The organism is Acinetobacter sp. UBA3132, assembly GCF_002364825.1.
In the GTDB taxonomy this organism is placed as follows: Bacteria; Pseudomonadota; Gammaproteobacteria; order Pseudomonadales; family Moraxellaceae; genus Acinetobacter; species Acinetobacter schindleri.
Window position 1 is genome coordinate 19,549 of record NZ_DEZM01000140.1, and the last position, 18,622, is coordinate 38,170.

15 protein-coding genes and 1 tRNA gene are annotated in these 18,622 nt (G+C 42.2%); 11 read left to right on the forward strand and 5 right to left on the reverse strand.

What is annotated here, in order from left to right; translation table 11 throughout:
- On the forward strand, nt 1-1,256 hold a 1,256-nt coding region (locus B4033_RS07650; RefSeq protein WP_286832968.1), incomplete at its 5' end, for a cation:proton antiporter.
- 119 nt (nt 1,257-1,375) lie between these two features.
- Nucleotides 1,376-1,708 carry an MGMT family protein gene (locus B4033_RS07655; RefSeq protein ID WP_076754878.1) on the forward strand — a complete coding sequence of 111 codons (333 nt, stop codon included), beginning with the start codon at nt 1,376-1,378 and terminating at the stop codon, nt 1,706-1,708.
- Between the two features lie 49 nt (nt 1,709-1,757).
- On the opposite strand, the gene B4033_RS07660 is transcribed toward B4033_RS07655, so the two are convergent.
- Nucleotides 1,758-2,204: a universal stress protein gene (locus B4033_RS07660; protein WP_004810852.1), complete on the reverse strand. Its 447-nt coding sequence runs from the start codon at nt 2,202-2,204 to the stop codon at nt 1,758-1,760.
- A 259-nt stretch (nt 2,205-2,463) separates the two neighbouring features.
- Entirely contained in the window at nt 2,464-2,964 is a 501-nt protein-coding gene (locus tag B4033_RS07665) for a hypothetical protein (protein ID WP_312322903.1), read from the reverse strand.
- Between the two features lie 79 nt (nt 2,965-3,043).
- Here B4033_RS07665 and B4033_RS07670 point away from each other — a divergent pair.
- A tRNA-Met gene (locus B4033_RS07670) sits at nt 3,044-3,120 on the forward strand.
- Between the two features lie 207 nt (nt 3,121-3,327).
- Here B4033_RS07670 and B4033_RS07675 read toward each other — a convergent pair.
- From B4033_RS07675 to gltA, 3 genes are all read right to left on the reverse strand, one after another.
- Entirely contained in the window at nt 3,328-4,953 is a 1,626-nt protein-coding gene (locus tag B4033_RS07675; RefSeq protein ID WP_048882296.1) for an NAD+ synthase, read from the reverse strand.
- Nucleotides 4,954-5,294: 341 nt separating this feature from the next.
- Nucleotides 5,295-5,789 (reverse strand): hypothetical protein, encoded by a 495-nt coding sequence (locus tag B4033_RS07680; protein ID WP_048882297.1) that lies wholly within the window; start codon nt 5,787-5,789, stop codon nt 5,295-5,297.
- A 186-nt stretch (nt 5,790-5,975) separates the two neighbouring features.
- On the reverse strand, nt 5,976-7,250 hold the full coding sequence (gltA, locus tag B4033_RS07685; RefSeq protein WP_008301877.1) for a citrate synthase: 1,275 nt from the start codon (nt 7,248-7,250) through the stop codon (nt 5,976-5,978).
- A gap of 1,001 nt (nt 7,251-8,251) precedes the next feature.
- Here gltA and sdhC point away from each other — a divergent pair.
- The 8 genes from sdhC to B4033_RS07725 all read left to right on the forward strand — a co-directional run.
- Nucleotides 8,252-8,650 carry a succinate dehydrogenase, cytochrome b556 subunit gene (gene sdhC, locus B4033_RS07690; protein WP_008301879.1) on the forward strand — a complete coding sequence of 133 codons (399 nt, stop codon included), beginning with the start codon at nt 8,252-8,254 and terminating at the stop codon, nt 8,648-8,650.
- On the forward strand, nt 8,650-9,012 hold the full coding sequence (sdhD, locus tag B4033_RS07695) for a succinate dehydrogenase, hydrophobic membrane anchor protein (protein ID WP_004810840.1): 363 nt from the start codon (nt 8,650-8,652) through the stop codon (nt 9,010-9,012). The genes sdhC and sdhD overlap by 1 nt, the downstream gene beginning before the upstream one ends.
- A gap of 12 nt (nt 9,013-9,024) precedes the next feature.
- Nucleotides 9,025-10,923 (forward strand): FAD-binding protein, encoded by a 1,899-nt coding sequence (locus B4033_RS07700; RefSeq protein ID WP_004810838.1) that lies wholly within the window; start codon nt 9,025-9,027, stop codon nt 10,921-10,923.
- A 14-nt stretch (nt 10,924-10,937) separates the two neighbouring features.
- Nucleotides 10,938-11,648: a succinate dehydrogenase iron-sulfur subunit gene (locus B4033_RS07705; RefSeq protein WP_004810837.1), complete on the forward strand. Its 711-nt coding sequence runs from the start codon at nt 10,938-10,940 to the stop codon at nt 11,646-11,648.
- Between the two features lie 837 nt (nt 11,649-12,485).
- Nucleotides 12,486-15,308: a 2-oxoglutarate dehydrogenase E1 component gene (locus B4033_RS07710; RefSeq protein ID WP_008301892.1), complete on the forward strand. Its 2,823-nt coding sequence runs from the start codon at nt 12,486-12,488 to the stop codon at nt 15,306-15,308.
- A gap of 18 nt (nt 15,309-15,326) precedes the next feature.
- Complete coding sequence (gene odhB, locus B4033_RS07715; protein ID WP_103800602.1) at nt 15,327-16,547, forward strand: 2-oxoglutarate dehydrogenase complex dihydrolipoyllysine-residue succinyltransferase; 1,221 nt, start codon at nt 15,327-15,329, stop codon at nt 16,545-16,547.
- Between the two features lie 67 nt (nt 16,548-16,614).
- Nucleotides 16,615-18,045, forward strand: a complete 1,431-nt coding sequence (gene lpdA / locus B4033_RS07720; protein ID WP_286832973.1) for a dihydrolipoyl dehydrogenase — start codon at nt 16,615-16,617, stop codon at nt 18,043-18,045.
- A 182-nt stretch (nt 18,046-18,227) separates the two neighbouring features.
- The coding region (locus B4033_RS07725; RefSeq protein ID WP_286832974.1) for an ATP-grasp domain-containing protein at nt 18,228-18,622 on the forward strand (395 nt) is incomplete at its 3' end.

Sequence of the window (18,622 nt, forward strand, 5' to 3'; positions counted from 1 at the left end):
ACGGCGTCATCTGTTTTATTTTGACCTCATCTGCGCTGAAATTTAAGGTTTCCGATTTGCGCAATCACTGGCGTCCGATCGGAATTCTAGCCAGTCTGGCGCTGGTGATCTGTGCAGTCTTGTTTGGTCTAGTCCTGTATGGTTACCAGTTCCTGATCGGTAAGCATGTTGATCTGTTGGTATTGCTATTACTGGGTGCAGCATTAGGTGCAACGGACCCGATCGGAATTAAAGGGGTGCTCAGTTCAGTTCGTGCACCGCATCACTTAATGGTAAAACTGGAAGGTGAGTCATTGTTTAACGATGCGATGTGTATTGCCTTGTTTATGACGCTTTTGAATGTATTACAGGGTGAGAACTTTACTTTATTGGGCGTACTGCAAACACTGCTCTACGAAATTGTGGTGGCTGTATTCATTGGCGTGGTATTCGGTTGGGCAATCCTACGCATTCTTCGCGGCAAACATGAAATGGAATCCCTGATTCTAACCACTGCATTACTGGCTTGTGGTTCCTATCTGGTGGCCTTGCTAGCGCATGCTTCTGCACCAATTGCCTGTGTGATTGGAGGCCTGATCGTTGGTAATAAATGGAAGGAAATTCTGGCAGATGCCGATATTGGTGATGTGAACCATTTCTGGCATACGGTTGAAGGAATTATTAACTCTTTCCTGTTTACCCTGATTGGTCTTGAACTGTTTATTCTGGATTTAAGCACTAGCCTGATTCTGGGTGGAATCGTGGCTTTTATTATTCTGCATGTAGTGCGTTTCGCAGCAAACTTCCTGTCTTTTTCCATGTTTCCACATCTGCGTAAAAAACGTTATAACGGCAGTCTTGCAATTCTCTCTTGGGGTGGTGTCCGTGGTGGAATTTCTTTAGCTTTGATTCTGGCTGTTGCCAATGTTCCGCAACTAAAAGAGTACAGCAGTATTCTGGTCGGTTATACCTTTATTGTGGTGCTGTTATCCGGTGTGGTTTGTGGTCTAGGTTTACCAGCTGTAATGAATGCCTTTTATTATAATCCTAATGAAGAGAAAGAAGGCTGGAAGGGCTGGTATCAGCGGATGTGCCATAAAATGAACCGTAAAGGCTTTCAATACATTATCGGTGAAGATGCAAATGGCAATGAAATTATTACGGTGTACAAGCCTGAAAGCCTTATTGATGAAAAAGATGAAGATGGCGTAGCAGCAGTGCATAATCCTGAAAAAGTGCATGAAGTGAAACGTCTGGAAAGTCCGGATAACTTCTAAAATAATTTTGATTTAAAAAAAGAGAATTTTTGGATTCTCTTTTTTATTTCCTAGATATTAACTTGGTGAGTTTGAATCCAAATATTATGATCAAAGCAGCTTAAATGGATATATTGAAAATGCCAGCCAAACCCAGTGATGAACTTGCCCGAATGATTCTTGGTGTGATTGCATTAATCCCTCAAGGAAAAGTTGCTAGCTATGGTCAGCTGGCCCAGCTTGCAGGATTGCCACGCCATGCACGTCTGGTTGGACGGGTACTGAGAGAGATGGATGAAGCATCTGATCTGCCTTGGCATCGCGTCGTTAGTTCGCAAGGCAAAATCAGTGTGCAAAAACTGGATGAACAGGGAATGAACATTCAGGCAGGTAAATTACTAGAAGAAGGCGTTGCAGTTATTAAGGGTAAAATTAATCTGAAACTTTACCAATGGGATGGCAGCATCCAATAAAAATACCCCATGTGTACATAAGGTATTTTGAAGAGGATAAAATAATAATTTATGCCTGACCACGAACCACAAGCACTGGAACATCGGACTGTCCTAGAATGCTTTGAGCTACACTGCCAAGGAAGAATTTCTTGAACCCGGTACGGCCATGTGATCCAATCACAATCAGGTCGGCACCTAAAGTTTTTGCTGCTTTGGCAATCTCGGTATTTACCACCTGACCTTCCAGCAACTGGGTATCTACCTGTACACCAGCTGTTTCAAAACGTTTTTTCGCTTCATCCAGGTTTTGCTGGATTGCAGTACGTGCACGTTCAATTAAATCATTGGTTTGTGCTGCGGTAATGTATTCAGCCGCAATATAAGGGTCTAAGGTCATCACCTGAACTACAGTGATTTTACCGTTAAAAGTTTTCGCCAGTTGTACTGCCTGATCTACCGCAGCATAAGCCGTTTCTGAACCATCAATTGGAACTAAAATATGTTGAAAAGCCATGATCATTCTCCACATGTATTTATGGGTATTATAAAAATTTTAAACAATGCCTATGATCCGTCAGGCATGGTATTTTTTAAATAATAACGCTAATTAGGTTAAAATAAAACCAAGTAAATCCATATGGTTAAATAATGGTTTAGTAAAAATATTTTTTATAAACTATTGTTTTATATTAAAAATAATAAACTATAAATTCGTTTGAATTTTAAATGCTTCAAGCTGTCAGACTAAGGTCGCACCTAATAGATCATCTGCATTATTCACATTGAATTTGTGTCGTATCTATTTTAAATTTTGATGCGAGCCGTTGATACTGTTGTTGAATAGAGGCATTGGCTGATCCATAAATTTGTTGTTGGAGTTGGGAGATTTTGGATTCTGTAATATGTATGCGTGCACAATGCAGGGCAATTTGATTTTCTTGGGTAACTTTCATTTGTTCAGTTGCATCATATTCAGCAAAATGCTTCAGTTTTTGCTGTGCTTTACTCAGTTGAACCAAACTTCGTTTTTGTTGCATGCTCATAAATTGATGATTATTAATCCAATGTGCAACATCACGGCGTACACCGTTATAGTCCACCACCAGTGGTGAAATCAATTGGCAGGCACTCAGGCTGAATGCCGTAGAAATGGTCAAGAGAATTTTAGTTTTAATCATATCTGAGTAACTTAAAACGGCTTTAAAATTCATATTAATACGTGAAATAAATAATAAAAACTGATTTTGGTTAAAGTTTGATGCAAATACACGCATTTGCCTAAAGACTGAACATTTGTGAGTTAAAATGCTTGACGGGGAATGCGGAAGTTACGATAATGCGCACACAGTTTACGGCTATGTAGCTCAGTTGGTTAGAGCACCGCACTCATAATGCGGGGGTCACAAGTTCAAGTCTCGTCATAGCCACCATTTTTATAGACCAAGCTCTCAGCTTGGTCTCTTTTTTTGTGTCAAATAAATATAGTCAAGCCTATAAAATTGTTGCACTATTCTTGTTAATTTAAATTTTCCAGCGCCAACTTATTAATATATTTGAGTTATACATTTATCTTAAATCACTACCAATAAAAAAACGCCTAAGCGGACTTGGGCGTTTTTCTGAATAAACAGGGTTAATCAGATACCCGCTTTCCATCCATTTACGATTGGGTAGCGACGTTCGCGGCTGAAAGCACGTGAGCTGATACGAGGACCTATCGCACCTTGACGACGTTTATATTCATTCACGTCAACCAGACGAATCACACGTTTTACCACTTCTTCCTCAAAGCCTTTCTCAATGATGTCATCCTGACTCATGTCTTCTTCGATATAAGAGTAAAGGATTGCATCCAATACTTCATATGGAGGTAATGAATCCTGATCGACCTGATCTGGGCGTAATTCTGCCGAAGGTGGACGGGTAATCACACGCTCAGGAATCACTGGTTTGTCTGCAATACTGTTACGGTATTTCGCCAGTTCAAACACAATAGTCTTATACACATCTTTCAGTACTGAGAAGCCACCAACCATGTCACCGTACAGAGTGCAATAACCCACGGCTACTTCTGATTTATTGCCCGTCGATAGTACCAGGTTGCCAAATTTATTCGACAAAGCCATCAATAGTGTGCCACGTGAACGAGCCTGCAGATTTTCTTCAGTTGCATCCACTGGAGCATCACCGAAGAACGGATACAGGGTTTGCAGGAAGCCATTTACGATCGGGTTGATCTCGGCAATACCAAAAGTCACGCCCAGTGTTTTCGCCTGTTCAGCTGCATCTTCCACACTGATCTGAGCCGTATAGGTGTAAGGCATCATTACCGCTTGTACTTTATCTGCACCGATGGCATCTACAGCAATCGCAAGTGTCAAGGCAGAATCAATGCCACCAGACAGACCCAGAATTACACCCGGGAAGCCAGAACGTTGTACATAATCGCGTGTTGCCATGACCAGGCTTTGATAGATCTCTGCCATGGTGTCAAGAGTAGGGGTAATGCTGGTTTTGCTAAACGCAAGGTTAGTTGCATCATATTCAGCAATAGATAGATTTTCCTGGAAACTTGCTGCTTGCAGCGCAACTTCACCAGATTTATTCAGTACGAAACTCGTACCGTCAAAAACAAGATCATCATGACCGCCGACCTGGTTGCAATATACCAGGTTGATATTGAGCTGTTTAACCAAAGCTGCCATGGTTTCAATACGGTGCTGTGGCTTACCGACTTCATATGGAGAAGAGTTCAGTACCACCACAGTATCAACATTCAGCTGAGCCAGCTGTTGAACAACATTCAGAGACCATACATCTTCGCAGATCAGTACTCCAAATTTATGACCGAGGTATTCAAATACCAAGTGTTGATGACCTTCATTAAAATAACGCTTCTCATCAAATACAGCATAGTTTGGTAAAGTCTGCTTGTTATAAATTCCCAATACCTGACCGTCTTTCATCACTGCAGCAGAGTTAAAACGCTGACCATCTTCAGTCTGGTTGACAAAGCCAAAGACCATTACGATATCTTTGACTTGTGCCAGTTGATCAAATGCCTGTTGGGTACGTTTAGTCAAGCTTGGACGCAGAATCAAGTCATCTGCAGGGTAGCCCAGAGTCGAAAGTTCTGGAAAGATAATCAGGTCAGCATTGCCTTTTTTAGCCAGATTGGCCTGTTCGATCATTTTTTGCGTATTTGCATCGATATTGCCAACATGTGGAGAGAATTGAGCAAGGGCAATTTTAAAACTTTTCATTCCAACTAAATCCTAATCCTGATAGATTTTTTGCACTAATCGGCTATTGTTTAAAATTATAGTTATTTAGCCGAATGCAATCTGGTACTTACATAATGCCAAATGGCGAGAAACATAAACACAATAATAAAAGCTTGATACCTAATCTCATTTTTGGAAATAAAATATCATACAAGAGTTATTCTATCGAAATTTGAAGCAGATGCTAGCGTTGTTTGCATAGATTTATTGTTGAAATGCAACTGGATGATTAAAAATAAAGGGATCACATATTGTTTTGTATCGAATCTGCCTGGCCAAGGCGAAAAGATTTATATATAAAAATTTTAATATATTACTCTCTAATCCGTTTCCTGAATGATATTTGGCAGCTTTTGAAGATAAATATCACGTGCAATATCACCTTGCTGCTCAATATTGTAGGTCCAGAAAGACTTGCCGGGAATATAGGAGTATTGATAAGGATTATAGCGGCCAAAACTCAAAAAATAAGCGGTTTGTAATATCGCGCCACGCAATACCACATTAATGCCATGCTGATGCTGGAAAATATGCGTCATCTCATGAATAAACACTGCACGATAACTTGCAGTCTCTTTGGAATAATCATCTTTAAAAAGTGCATTGCGTACATGAATATATCCACTAGGTGCCATCAGAATATGCTTGGGTTGCCACGGCAGGAAAGGATGGTTCATAACATGCACCTTGCCGTAATCAATCCGGTCTCCAAACACTGAACGGCACATCTGGATTTCGCCCACAGTCAGCTGACGGCATTTAAATTGTGGAAATCGGATCAGTCTTAACAGCAGGACTAAAAAACGGTAGGGCATAGTATTTATGAATAGTCAGGATGACCTGATTATAACGGGATTATAGGCTTGGATTTGTAAGCATCTTTATCATTCTATTTAAGACAATAATCTCAACTTTTTATTTGCTGCTGTGCTTAATATTTTCATTGCCCATAAAAAACCGCCCGAAAGGGCGGTTTTTTGGGTCTTTCGACGCGATTCGAATTAACGAGCGATATCGCGTTGAGTTTCGCCAGTATAAAGCTGACGAGGACGACCGATCTTGTAAGGACCGCTGTGCATTTCTAACCAGTGGCTGATCCAGCCCACTGTACGTGCAAGCGCAAAGATCACAGTAAACATTTCTGTTGGGATACCAATCGCTTTAAGGATGATACCTGAGTAGAAGTCTACGTTAGGGTAAAGGTTACGTTTGATGAAGTATTCGTCAGAAAGCGCGATACGTTCAAGTTCCATAGCAAGAGCAAGCTGTGGATCGTTGATGCCAAGAGCACCAAGAACTTCGTCACAAGTTTCTTTCATTACTTTCGCACGTGGATCGAAGTTTTTGTACACACGGTGACCGAAGCCCATGAGTTTAACTTCTTTAGTTTTCACTTTTTCCATGAAGCCAGCAACGTTTTCTACAGTGCCGATTTCATCCAGCATCTTAAGAACAGCTTCGTTCGCACCACCGTGAGCAGGACCCCAAAGTGCAGAGATACCAGCAGCGATACATGCATATGGGTTAGCGCCAGTAGAACCAGCTAAACGTACTGTAGAAGTAGAAGCATTTTGTTCGTGGTCAGCGTGAAGTGTGAAGATACGGTCCATTGCTTTCGCAAGGATTGGATCTACTTTGTAGTCACGGTCTGCTGGAGTAGCAAACATCATGTACAGGAAGTTTTCAGCGTAAGTCAAATCGTTACGTGGGTAAACGAATGGTTGACCAACAGTGTATTTGTAGCTCCAAGCTGCCAAAGTAGGAATCTTAGCGATTAAACGAATCGCAGTGATTTCACGATGGTTAACATCTTCGATGTCCAGATTATTGTGATAGAACGCAGACAACGCACCAACAACACCAACCATGATTGCCATAGGGTGAGCATCACGACGGAAACCGTTATAGAAGCGGCTTACTTGATCGTGAACCATAGTGTGGTTACGAACTTTAGCGTCGAATTCTTCTTTTTGCTCAGCTGTTGGAAGCTCGCCATTAAGAAGTAAGTAGCAAGTTTCTAGGTAATCAGCTTTAGTTGCTAACTGGTCAATTGGGTAGCCACGGTGTAAAAGAACACCTTTATTACCATCGATGAAAGTGATTTTAGACTCGCATGCAGCTGTTGCCATAAAACCAGGATCAAAAGTAAAGTGACCTGCAGCCAACACATCTTTAACGTCGATTACATCTGGGCCCAATGTGCCGCTGTAAATTGGTAATTCAATTTCTTTGCCATCAAGCTGTAAAACGGCTTTCTTGCCAGTTGCTTCAGACATTCAATAGATCTCCTGTCCTGGTGAATGTTTATCCGAGTTGTCTATCAATCTTTTAATGTACAAAACGGACGGATCAAAAATTTGCTATAAGATTAGTGAGTACTGAAATTTTGTCAATTATACTTATGGATAAAAAATGACGTTACACAGCGGCTTAGTCACATAATCTCTGTATAAAAAGCTTTATTAAAATCACAGCATCAACGCGCTATAATAAGATAAAACATGCAGGAGGTGCAGAAAAAAATGCATTGTTTGCAGCAATAATCATCATCTTTTAATCGTAAAAAAGTGTTTAAAATGATTAGGTTTATAATGATAAAGTGGCTAAAACTATATAAATTTCACTACTTACAGCTTTTTCAAGGGTTGGTAGTTTTTGTCAGGTCTTATAAATAAAAGCACTTAATAGAATATTTGGAAATGTCTGTTTGATTAAAAAATGACTTATTTTTGCTCGATTAAATCATGCTAATTTGATTTATTTGGAGACCTGTTTCACATTTTTAAGTTGAATAGCATAAAGTGGTACTGAAATGCGTTTTATCTGCCTAAGTGACGTATTCATTCAACTATTATAAAGATAGTTTTGTATTCACCATTTGGCTTATCGTAAATCTTTAAAAAATAGAGGGTTCTGTATAGTTTGAGTGATATTTTCAATCGAGCACTAAGTGCTTGAATCTTCACCTTTAGTCTAAAGAACAGATGTTTCTAATATATATCCATATCGGACTAAATTAATCGGCTTTATTATTTAAAAACATATATATAAGTATTGATTGAAGGCAATTATAAAATTATTGCAGATTAATCTTATTGTTAATGATTCTTATTTAAAGGATTTTTAGCCAAAAAGCTTATGAGAGTTGTTTGTATTTTGATAGTGAGCGTTTTATAATTCAGTGTCGTTTTACGTTTAGGCATGTATTTGCCTAATCAATGCCAGCTTTCCTTCGAATTAATTCCAACAAACTCCGGATGGAGTTTTTAACTACAGGATGCCCGCTGTGAAAAGCAACAGACCTGTCAATTTGTCCATGGGTCAAGTTTTAGAAGTAAACTTAAAATCACCTGTGGCTATTGCATCAATTCTACACCGTCTTTCTGGTGTGATCGTATTCTTACTCGTACCGGTCCTTTTATGGATTTTAGACAAGTCATTGTCTTCGCCTGAAGGTTTTGCTCAAGTGCAAGAAATCTTTAACGGTTTCATCGTGCGTTTTGTTGTATGGGTATTTGTAGCCGGCTTAATCTATCATACGTTTACTGGTATTAAGCACTTACTTGCAGATGTTGGCGTTGCAGAAGAACTGCAAAGCGGCCGTACTGCAGCTACTATTTCATTAATCTTGTCTGCGATCGGTATTGTTGCAGCATTTGTATGGATCGTACTCTAATGAAAAGTGCTACTGGTTTAACGGGTTCAGGTTCTCGCGATTGGTTTCTTCAACGTGTGAGTGCAGTGGTTCTAGCTGTGTATACTGTTATCGTTTTGGGTTGGATTCTACTGAATGGTGGCTTCAACTTTGAACAGTGGTACGGCTTTATGATGACTACACCAATGAAGATTTTGTCTTTATTGGCAGTATTCTCTCTTGTTGCACACGCATGGATTGGCATGTGGCAGGTTTTCACTGACTATGTGACTACTCGTCAAATGGGTCCATCAGCATCAGGTTTACGCATTGTATTGACTTCAGCAGTGATTATCGCTGTATTAGCATACGCAATCTGGGCAATCCAGATTTTCTGGGCTTGATAGGAAGAGATCATGGGCGCAATTAACCCTAAAGAAGATTACACAAATATTCCACATGAAACTTTCGATGCTGTCATCGTGGGTGGCGGTGGTTCAGGTATGCGTGCATCTTACCAACTTGCTCAAGCTGGTTTAAAAGTTGCTGTACTGACTAAAGTATTCCCGACACGTTCACACACTGTTGCGGCACAGGGTGGTATTGGTGCATCTCTTGGTAATATGCAAGAAGATAACTGGCACTACCACTTCTATGACACAGTTAAAGGTTCTGACTGGTTAGGTGACCAGGACGCGATCGAGTTTATGACGCGTGAAGCACCTCAAGTGGTATATGAATTAGAACATTTAGGTATGCCATTTGACCGTAACGCAGACGGTACGATTTACCAACGTCCATTCGGTGGTCACTCTGCAAACTACGGTGAAAAAGCGGTTCCTCGTGCATGTGCTGCAGCTGACCGTACAGGTCACGCACTTCTTCATACGCTTTATCAAAGCAACGTGAAAATGGGTACACAATTCTTCGTAGAATGGATCGCACTTGATTTGATCCGTAACGAAGCTGGCGATGTATTGGGTGTAACTGCTATCGATCAGGAAACTGGTAAAATTGCAGTATTCCAGGCGAAAGCTACTCTATTTGCTACGGGTGGTGCGGGTCGTGTTTACCGTGCATCTACTAACGCGTATATCAATACTGGTGACGGTCTTGGTATGGCAGCTCGTGCAGGTATTCCATTACAAGATATGGAATTCTGGCAGTTCCACCCTACAGGTGTTGCGGGCGCAGGCGTATTGCTAACTGAAGGTTGTCGTGGTGAAGGTGCAATCCTTCGTAACAAAGATGGCGAACCGTTCATGGAACGTTATGCTCCAACTTTGAAAGACTTGGCACCACGTGACTTCGTATCACGTTCTATGGACCAAGAGATCAAAGAAGGTCGTGGCTGTGGTCCTAAAGGTGATTATATCCTTCTTGATATGACGCACCTGGGTGCGGATACCATCATGAAACGTCTTCCATCTGTATTTGAGATTGGTAAGAAATTCGCGAACGTTGACATCACTAAAGAGCCAATTCCTGTAGTACCAACAATCCATTACCAAATGGGTGGTATTCCTACGAATATTCATGGTCAGGTTGTTGTTCCAGAGTCTCCGGAAACTGAAGCACTGGTTACTCACTACGACAAAAACACTGATACATACTCTACTAACCAAGAAGGCCGTAACTTCACTAAACCAGTGAAAGGTTTCTATGCGATTGGTGAATGTTCTTGTGTATCTGTACATGGTGCAAACCGTCTAGGTACAAACTCACTGCTTGACTTGGTTGTATTTGGTAAGGCTGCCGGTCAGCACATCATCGATTATGTGACTAAACACCACGGTGATGAATATGAACCGCTTCCTACCACTGTACTTGAGCAAACTGTTGCACGTATTCGTAAACTTGACGAATCAACGACAGGTGAAAATGCTCAAGAAGTTGCTGATGCGATTCGTGACATCGTTCAAGACCACGCTGGTGTATTCCGTACATCTGCACTTCTTGAAGAAGGTGTGAAACAGATTCTTGCAATTGAACCGCGCGTGCGCAACATTCACTTGAAAGACAAATCTAAAGTATTCAACACAGCACGTATTGAAGCACTTGAAGTTGAAAACTTGTATGAAGTTGCTAAAGCGACTCTAATTTCAGCTGCAGCGCGTAAAGAATGCCGTGGTGCACATACGGTAGTAGACTTTGAAGAGTCTCCTGACCATCCTGCATACCCATACGGTCGTCGTGATGATGAGTGGATGAAGCACACATTATGGTTCTCTGCGGACAACCGTCTTGAGTATAAGCCAGTGCGTTACCGTCCATTGTCGGTTGATGCAATTCCACCTAAACCACGTACATTCTAATTCGGAGAAGTAAGATGAGTAGAGGTACTCGTACATTTAATATCTACCGCTACGATCCTGATAAGGATGCAGCACCGTACATGCAAACTTTTAAACTGGAATTGACTGACAAGCACCGTATGTTGCTTGATGCACTTCTGGCATTAAAAGTACAAGACGAATCTTTAACGTTCCGTCGCTCATGTCGTGAAGGTATTTGTGGTTCTGATGGTGTAAACATCAATGGTAAAAACGGTCTTGCATGTCTGTGGAACCTGAATGATTTACCAGAAACAATCACAATCCGTCCACTGCCAGGTCTTCCAGTAGTTAAAGACCTTGTTGTAGACATGAATCAGTTCTACGATCAGTACAACAAAATTCATCCGTTCCTGATCAACAATCAGCCTGCACCGCCTAAAGAGCGTCTGCAGTCTCCTGAAGAACGTGAACATCTTGATGGTCTGTATGAATGTATTCTTTGTGCATGCTGTTCAACTTCATGTCCGTCATTCTGGTGGAACCCTGACAAGTTCTTGGGTCCTTCAGCATTGTTGAATGCTTACCGCTTCATCATTGACTCACGTGATACAGCAACTCAAGAGCGTTTGGCTCGTCTTGACGACCCATTCTCGCTGTTCCGTTGTAAAGGCATCATGAACTGTGTATCTGTATGTCCTAAAGGCTTGAACCCTACCAAAGCAATCGGTCACATCCGTAACATGCTTCTAGATATGGCTGGCTAATTCAGACTGCGAATAACAGTTTGTCAAAAAGCACACCACTTGGTGTGCTTTTTGCTTTATAGGGGCGCTGAAAAGGGGAAGACTAATTGAAAAGCAAGTGTTATCAGCAGGAGCTCTGGTGCAATCATAAAGGGTGATGAATCATTTCAGAGCATTTTGCTCAGGTTTGTGCCCTAATATGATGTAGTTCGATTTATTTATGATTTTTAGATGTAAAACTGACCTGAAAAAGATTCCCGATAATGTTATTATATAACGCAAGATTGCAAAGGGAGTGGATTGGAAGATTTACTCTCTTTTTGTTTATCAGTGGTATGGTGGATGGATGTAGGACTTTAGTCTACGGAGATTGTGTTTTTCATTTAAAGCTCCCTATGTTAGAGTAATTTATGGTTGATGTATTTGACTAAAAAACACACATTTCTCGTCAAAAAAATCAATTGATTAGTCGAGATCGTGATAGCATTTAGCATAAGACTATATCCAAAAAATGTAAGGATTAATGTACACTTTTTAAACACGGAAAAACCTACGACTGGTATATAAAGGTAAGTCAGAGTCGCTTTAGAAAAAATACAGCTTAAGCCTTTGTTTTTTCTAAGTCGATTTGCAAAAAAATTGCTCGGTTTTTATCGGGTATTCGATGAGTGATGATGCCGCTGAGGGGCGTTATTGTTCATTAAACATATCAAGAGTTGCTCTTGGTGTGGTGATAGCGCCTCATGGCTTATGCCTTATGGGGGACTAATGTCATCTTACCAATTTGACATTACTAATCCTGGGTTTTGCTTAAAAAGCATCCTGAAAATGTTTTTGCAATAGGAAATGGGTCCACAAATGCAAGAAGTTGCTGACGCTCTGCGTCTTGACACTGAACTTAGCGCTGATAGTGCAGCGTATATTGAAGAACTTTATGAGCAGTATCTGACCGCTCCAGACTCAGTGGGTGCTGACTGGCAGGAATACTTCGGTAAGTTCCCTAAAGGTGACCAACCACACAGCAATGTACGTGAGCAATTCCTACTGTTAGGTCGTAATTCAAGCCGTGTTCAGCCTGTCATTCAAGCGACAGTAAGTTCTGATCACGAGCGTCGTCAAATTGGCGTATTACAACTCATTGCGGCTTATCGTAACCGTGGTCACCAGAAAGCCAAATTAGATCCATTAGGTCTTGCAAAACGCGAACAAGCATTTGACTTAGAACTGGATGCGCATGGGTTAACCAAGTCTGATTTAGACACGGTATTCAATACTGGTAATCTTGCAATCGGTAAAGAAGAAGCAACGCTTGCTGAAATTCTTGCTGCATTAGAGTCTACATACTGCGGTACTGTTGGTTCAGAATACATGCACATCGTTGACACCAAGGAAAAACGTTGGATTCAACAACGTCTTGAAGGTGCACGTGGCCAGTTTGGTTTCAACACACAACAGAAAAAACATGTACTTGAGCGTTTGACTGCAGCAGAAGGCTTGGAAAAATACTTAGGTAACAAATTCGTTGGTGCAAAACGTTTCGGTGTTGAAGGCGGTGAGTCTTTCATTCCGATGGTTGATGCAGTGATTCAACGTGCAGGTTCTGTTGGCTGTAAAGAAGTTGTAATCGGTATGCCACACCGTGGCCGTCTGAACCTTCTGGTTAACATCATGGGTAAAAACCCGGCTGACCTGTTTGGCGAATTCGAAGGTAAATCTCTTCATAAGAAAGGTTCTGGTGACGTTAAGTATCACCAAGGTTTCTCGTCTAACGTGATGACTCCAGGTGGCGAAGTACACTTGGCATTGGCGTTTAACCCATCACACCTTGAAATCGTTGGACCGGTAGTTGAAGGTTCGGTACGTGCTCGTCAGGTACGTCGTAAAGACATCGGTGGTGATGACGTATTACCAATCATCGTTCACGGTGATGCAGCATTTGCAGGTCAAGGTGTCAACCAGGAAACCTTCCAGATGTCGCAAACGCGTGGTTACACCGTTGGTGGTACAGTGCACATTGTTGTGAATAACCAGGTTGGTTTCACCACTTCTGATCCACGTGATGCACGTTCTACAGAATACTGTACTGACATCGCGAAAATGATTCAGGCACCGATCTTCCATGTCAATGGTGATGATCCGGAAGCTGTATTGTTTGTTGCTCAGCTTGCACATGATTTCCGTCATACTTTCCGTAAAGATGTTGTTATCGACATGTTCTGTTACCGTCGTCGTGGTCACAACGAAGCGGATGAACCGGCTGCAACTCAGCCAATGATGTACCAAGTCATCAACAAGAAAGCGACGACTCGTACTTTGTATGCTGACAAACTTGTGCAAGAAGGGATCCTTGACCGCGCAACTGCAGATCAAATGGTTGAAAACTATCGATCTGATCTTGAAGCAGGTAAACACGTTGCCAATGCCTTGGTGTTAGAGCCGAACAAGAAAATGTTCGTAGACTGGTCTCCGTACTTAGGTCACGACTACACAGACGAGTGGGATACAACTTGTGATCTAGAACGTCTTAAAGAACTTGGTCGTAAAATGCGCGAGCTTCCAGAAGGCTTCGTGATGCAGCGTCAGGTTTCTAAAGTGATTGATGACCGTCTGAAAATGCAGACTGGTGAAATGCCACTGAACTGGGGTGCTGCTGAAACTCTAGCCTATGCATCGCTTCTAGACGATGGCTACTTGGTTCGTTTAACTGGCGAAGACGTGGGTCGCGGTACCTTCTCACACCGTCATGCAAAACTGCATAACCAGGTAGATGGCTCAACCTATATTCCACTTTGTCATATCAAAGAGAATCAGCCACGCGTTGCGATCTATGATTCATTATTGTCTGAAATGGCAGTATTGGCATTTGAATACGGCTATGCGACGACTCTTCCTAAGAGCTTGATCATCTGGGAAGCTCAGTTTGGTGACTTCGCGAACTGTGCACAGGTTGTGATCGACCAGTTCATCTCATCTGGTGAAACCAAGTGGGAACGTGTGTGTGGTCTGACTATGCTTCTGCCACACGGCTTCGAGGGTCAAGGTCCAGAGCATTCATCTGCACGTCTTGAGCGCTTCCTGCAGTTATGTGCAGAAGACAACATGCAAGTGATGACTCCAACTACACCTGCACAGATCTTCCATGCATTACGTCGTCAGGCAATTCGCCCAATCCGTAAGCCAATGATCATCATGTCGCCAAAATCATTACTGCGTCACAAGTTAGCTGTGTCTAACCTTGATGAACTTGCAAGCGGCACATTCCAGACTGTGATCGATGAAGTAGATAACATCAACAAATCAGACGTAACTCGTCTGGTGCTGTGTGGTGGTAAGGTTTACTACGACCTAGTTGAAAAACGTCGTGAAAAAGAATTGAACAATACCGCGATCGTTCGTATTGAACAATTGTATCCGTACCCAGAAGCACGTCTTGCTGAAGTTCTTGCTCAGTATCCAAACCTGAAAGAGCTGGTTTGGGCTCAAGAGGAACCGAAGAACCAAGGTGCTTGGCTGTTCATCGCGCCACGTCTGTATGACGACGTGATGAAGTCTGGTAAACAGGTTCGTATTAGCTACGCTGGCCGTGAAGCTTCTGCTGCACCGGCGTGTGGTTCACCATATTTGCATGCAAAACAACAAGCTCAGCTCGTTAACGACGCTCTAGCGATCGATGCTGAATAATCCAGGAGATTCTAAGTAATGGCAACCGAAATTAAAGCACCGGTATTTCCAGAGTCAGTTGCGGACGGCACGATCGCAACTTGGCACAAGCAACCAGGTGAAGCAGTATCACGTGATGAAGTGATCTGTGATATTGAGACTGATAAAGTTGTTTTAGAAGTTGTTGCTCCTGCTGACGGTACAATTGCATCAATCATCAAAAATGAAGGCGACACAGTGCTTTCTGCTGAAGTGATTGCACAATTCGAAGAAGGTGCTGTTTCTGGTGCTGCGCAAACTCAAGCAGTTCAATCTGAATCTGAAGCATCAGTAGAACAAGCAGCTGCGAAAACTGAAGCAGGTAATGCTCCGATCGTTGAGCGTCAACAGGTTCAAGACCAAGCACCTGCAGTTCGTAAAGCGTTAACTGAATCTGGTATTGCTGCATCTGACGTATCTGGTACAGGTCGTGGCGGTCGCATCACAAAAGAAGATGTTGCAAGCCACCAAGCGAAACCAGCGGCTCCTGCTGCTGCACCGTTAAGCGTTGCAGTTGGTGAACGTATTGAAAAACGCGTTCCGATGACTCGTCTTCGTAAACGTGTTGCTGAACGTCTGCTTGCTGCGACTCAAGAAACAGCAATGTTGACTACGTTCAACGAAGTAAACATGAAACCAATCATGGAAATGCGTAACCAGTACAAAGATGCGTTTGAAAAACGTCATGGTGCGCGTCTTGGCTTTATGTCATTCTTCGTTAAAGCAGCGACTGAAGCGCTTAAACGCTACCCAGCAGTGAATGCGTCTATCGATGGTGACGACATCGTTTACCATGGTTACTATGACATCGGTGTAGCGGTTTCTTCTGACCGTGGTCTGGTGGTTCCTGTACTTCGTGATACAGACCGCATGAACTATGCTGAAGTTGAAAATGGTATCCGTGCATATGCTGGTAAGGCACGTGAAGGTAAACTTGCAATTGAAGACATGACTGGTGGTACTTTCACAATTACCAACGGTGGTACTTTCGGTTCATTGCTTTCAACTCCAATCTTGAACACGCCTCAAACTGCGATTCTGGGTATGCATAAAATCCAGGAACGTCCTATGGCAGTGAATGGTCAAGTTGAAATCTTGCCAATGATGTACCTAGCGCTTTCTTATGACCACCGTCTAATCGATGGTAAAGAAGCTGTAGGTTTCCTTGTAACAATCAAAGAATTGTTAGAAGAGCCAGCACGTCTTATCCTTGATCTATAATTTTAGTTTTTAAGAATAATCAGAGCGAGTTCGAAGCGATCCTTTGAACTCGTTTTTGGAGATACAAATGTCTCAGTTTGATTTAGTTGTAATCGGTGGTGGTCCAGGCGGCTATGAAGCTGCTATTCGTGCAGCTCAACTTGGTTTTAAAGTTGCGTGTATCGAAAAACGTATTCACAAAGGTAAACCTTCTTTAGGCGGTACTTGCTTAAACGTAGGTTGTATCCCTTCTAAGGCACTTTTGGATTCTTCTCATCGTTATGAAGATACTGTTCATCACTTAGATGATCACGGTATTACGACTGGCGAAGTCGCATTTGATTTGTCTAAAATGCTTGCGCGTAAAGATAAAATCGTAAACCAATTGACCATGGGTATCGACGGTCTGCTTAAAGGCAATGGCGTTGAATGGTTAAAAGGTACTGGTAAATTACTTGCTGGTAAAAAAGTTGAGTTTGTTTCACATGAAGGCGAAACTCAAGTTTTAGAACCTAAATACGTGATTCTTGCAACTGGTTCTGTACCAGTCAATATTCCAGTTGCTCCTGTAGATCAAGACCTGATCGTAGACTCAACTGGTGCGCTTGAATTCCCAGAAGTGCCTAAGCGTTTAGGTGTAATTGGTGCAGGTGTAATCGGTCTTGAACTTGGTTCAGTATGGCGTCGTCTGGGTGCTGAAGTTGTTGTATTTGAAGCAATGGATGCATTCTTACCAATGGCTGATAAAGCATTGGCAAAAGACTATCAAAAAGTATTGACTAAACAAGGTCTGGATATCCGTGTTGGTGCGAAAGTATCTGGTACTGAAGTTAACGGCCGTGAAGTTACTGTTCAGTACACTCAAGGTGGCGAAGACAAAACTCAAACTTTCGACAAGTTGATCGTTTGTGTAGGTCGTCGTGCTTATGCTGAAGGTCTATTGGCTGAAGATTCAGGCATTAAATTGACTGAACGTGGTTTAGTTGAAGTAAACGATTGGTGTGCAACTTCTGTTGAAGGCGTATATGCAATTGGTGACTTGGTGCGTGGTCCAATGCTTGCACATAAAGCAATGGAAGAAGGCGTAATGGCAGTTGAACGTATTCACGGTCACGCTGCGCAAGTCAACTACGACACGATCATTTCTGTAATTTACACACATCCAGAAGCGGCGTGGGTAGGTTTAACAGAAGAGCAAGCGAAAGAAAAAGGCATTGAGGTGAAAACTGGTCAATTCGGTTTCGCTGCGAACGGCCGTGCAATGGCTGCTGGCGAAAATGCTGGTTTCGTGAAGTTTGTTGCTGATGCGAAAACGGATCGCCTACTTGGTATGCACGTGATCGGACCTGCTGCGTCTGACATCGTTCATCAAGGTATGATCGCACTTGAATTTGTATCTTCAGTAGAAGACCTACAGTTGATGACTTTCGGTCACCCAACTTTCTCTGAAGTCGTACATGAAGCTGCTCTGGCAGTGGATGGTCGTGCAATTCACGCGATCCAGCGTAAGCGTAAATAATCTAAAAAAGAGCGGCTCCGGCCGCTCTTTTACATTTGGTGGTTGTTTTTGTATGAATAATCATCTAAAAATAAAGATAAGAATCAAAACATCGTTTTAATAAATTCCAATATCGATGTTGCAGCGCCACAGGATATTGGACGCAGTAATAACAAAGTGAAAAAGTAGTAAAAGGTCAATCAATGAATTTACATGAGTATCAAGCAAAAGCGTTATTAAAAAAATATGGCATGCCAGTTCAGGAAGGTATTCTTGCGACAAATGCTGAAGAAACAGTGCAGGCTTTTCAACAGCTGGGCGGAAAATTTGCCGTATTAAAAGCCCAGGTGCATGCCGGGGGGCGTGGTAAGGCGGGTGGGGTAAAGGTAGTTAAATCTGCCGACGAAGCCGCTGAATATGCCAATCAAATTATTGGCTCACGTTTAGTGACTTATCAAACCGATGCCAATGGTCAACCAGTCAACAGCATTCTGGTCTCTGAAGATGTTTATCCGGTAGAGCGTGAACTTTATCTGGGTGCTGTGGTAGACCGTTCAACTCGTCGCATTACCTTTATGGCATCGACTGAAGGTGGTGT

Excerpts from the sequence above, each read along its gene's own strand:
- lpdA (WP_286832973.1), top strand. The coding sequence starts at position 16,615 with ATGTCTCAGTTTGATTTAGTTGTAATCGGTGGTGGTCCAGGCGGCTAT.
- B4033_RS07710 (WP_008301892.1), top strand. The coding sequence starts at position 12,486 with ATGCAAGAAGTTGCTGACGCTCTGCGTCTTGACACTGAACTTAGCGCT.
- gltA (WP_008301877.1), bottom strand. The coding sequence starts at position 7,250 with ATGTCTGAAGCAACTGGCAAGAAAGCCGTTTTACAGCTTGATGGCAAA.
- B4033_RS07675 (WP_048882296.1), bottom strand. The coding sequence starts at position 4,953 with ATGAAAAGTTTTAAAATTGCCCTTGCTCAATTCTCTCCACATGTTGGC.
- B4033_RS07705 (WP_004810837.1), top strand. The coding sequence starts at position 10,938 with ATGAGTAGAGGTACTCGTACATTTAATATCTACCGCTACGATCCTGAT.
- B4033_RS07655 (WP_076754878.1), top strand. The coding sequence starts at position 1,376 with ATGCCAGCCAAACCCAGTGATGAACTTGCCCGAATGATTCTTGGTGTG.
- B4033_RS07680 (WP_048882297.1), bottom strand. The coding sequence starts at position 5,789 with ATGCCCTACCGTTTTTTAGTCCTGCTGTTAAGACTGATCCGATTTCCA.
- sdhC (WP_008301879.1), top strand. The coding sequence starts at position 8,252 with ATGCCCGCTGTGAAAAGCAACAGACCTGTCAATTTGTCCATGGGTCAA.
- B4033_RS07660 (WP_004810852.1), bottom strand. The coding sequence starts at position 2,204 with ATGGCTTTTCAACATATTTTAGTTCCAATTGATGGTTCAGAAACGGCT.
- odhB (WP_103800602.1), top strand. The coding sequence starts at position 15,327 with ATGGCAACCGAAATTAAAGCACCGGTATTTCCAGAGTCAGTTGCGGAC.
- B4033_RS07700 (WP_004810838.1), top strand. The coding sequence starts at position 9,025 with ATGGGCGCAATTAACCCTAAAGAAGATTACACAAATATTCCACATGAA.
- sdhD (WP_004810840.1), top strand. The coding sequence starts at position 8,650 with ATGAAAAGTGCTACTGGTTTAACGGGTTCAGGTTCTCGCGATTGGTTT.
- B4033_RS07665 (WP_312322903.1), bottom strand. The coding sequence starts at position 2,964 with ATGCGTGTATTTGCATCAAACTTTAACCAAAATCAGTTTTTATTATTT.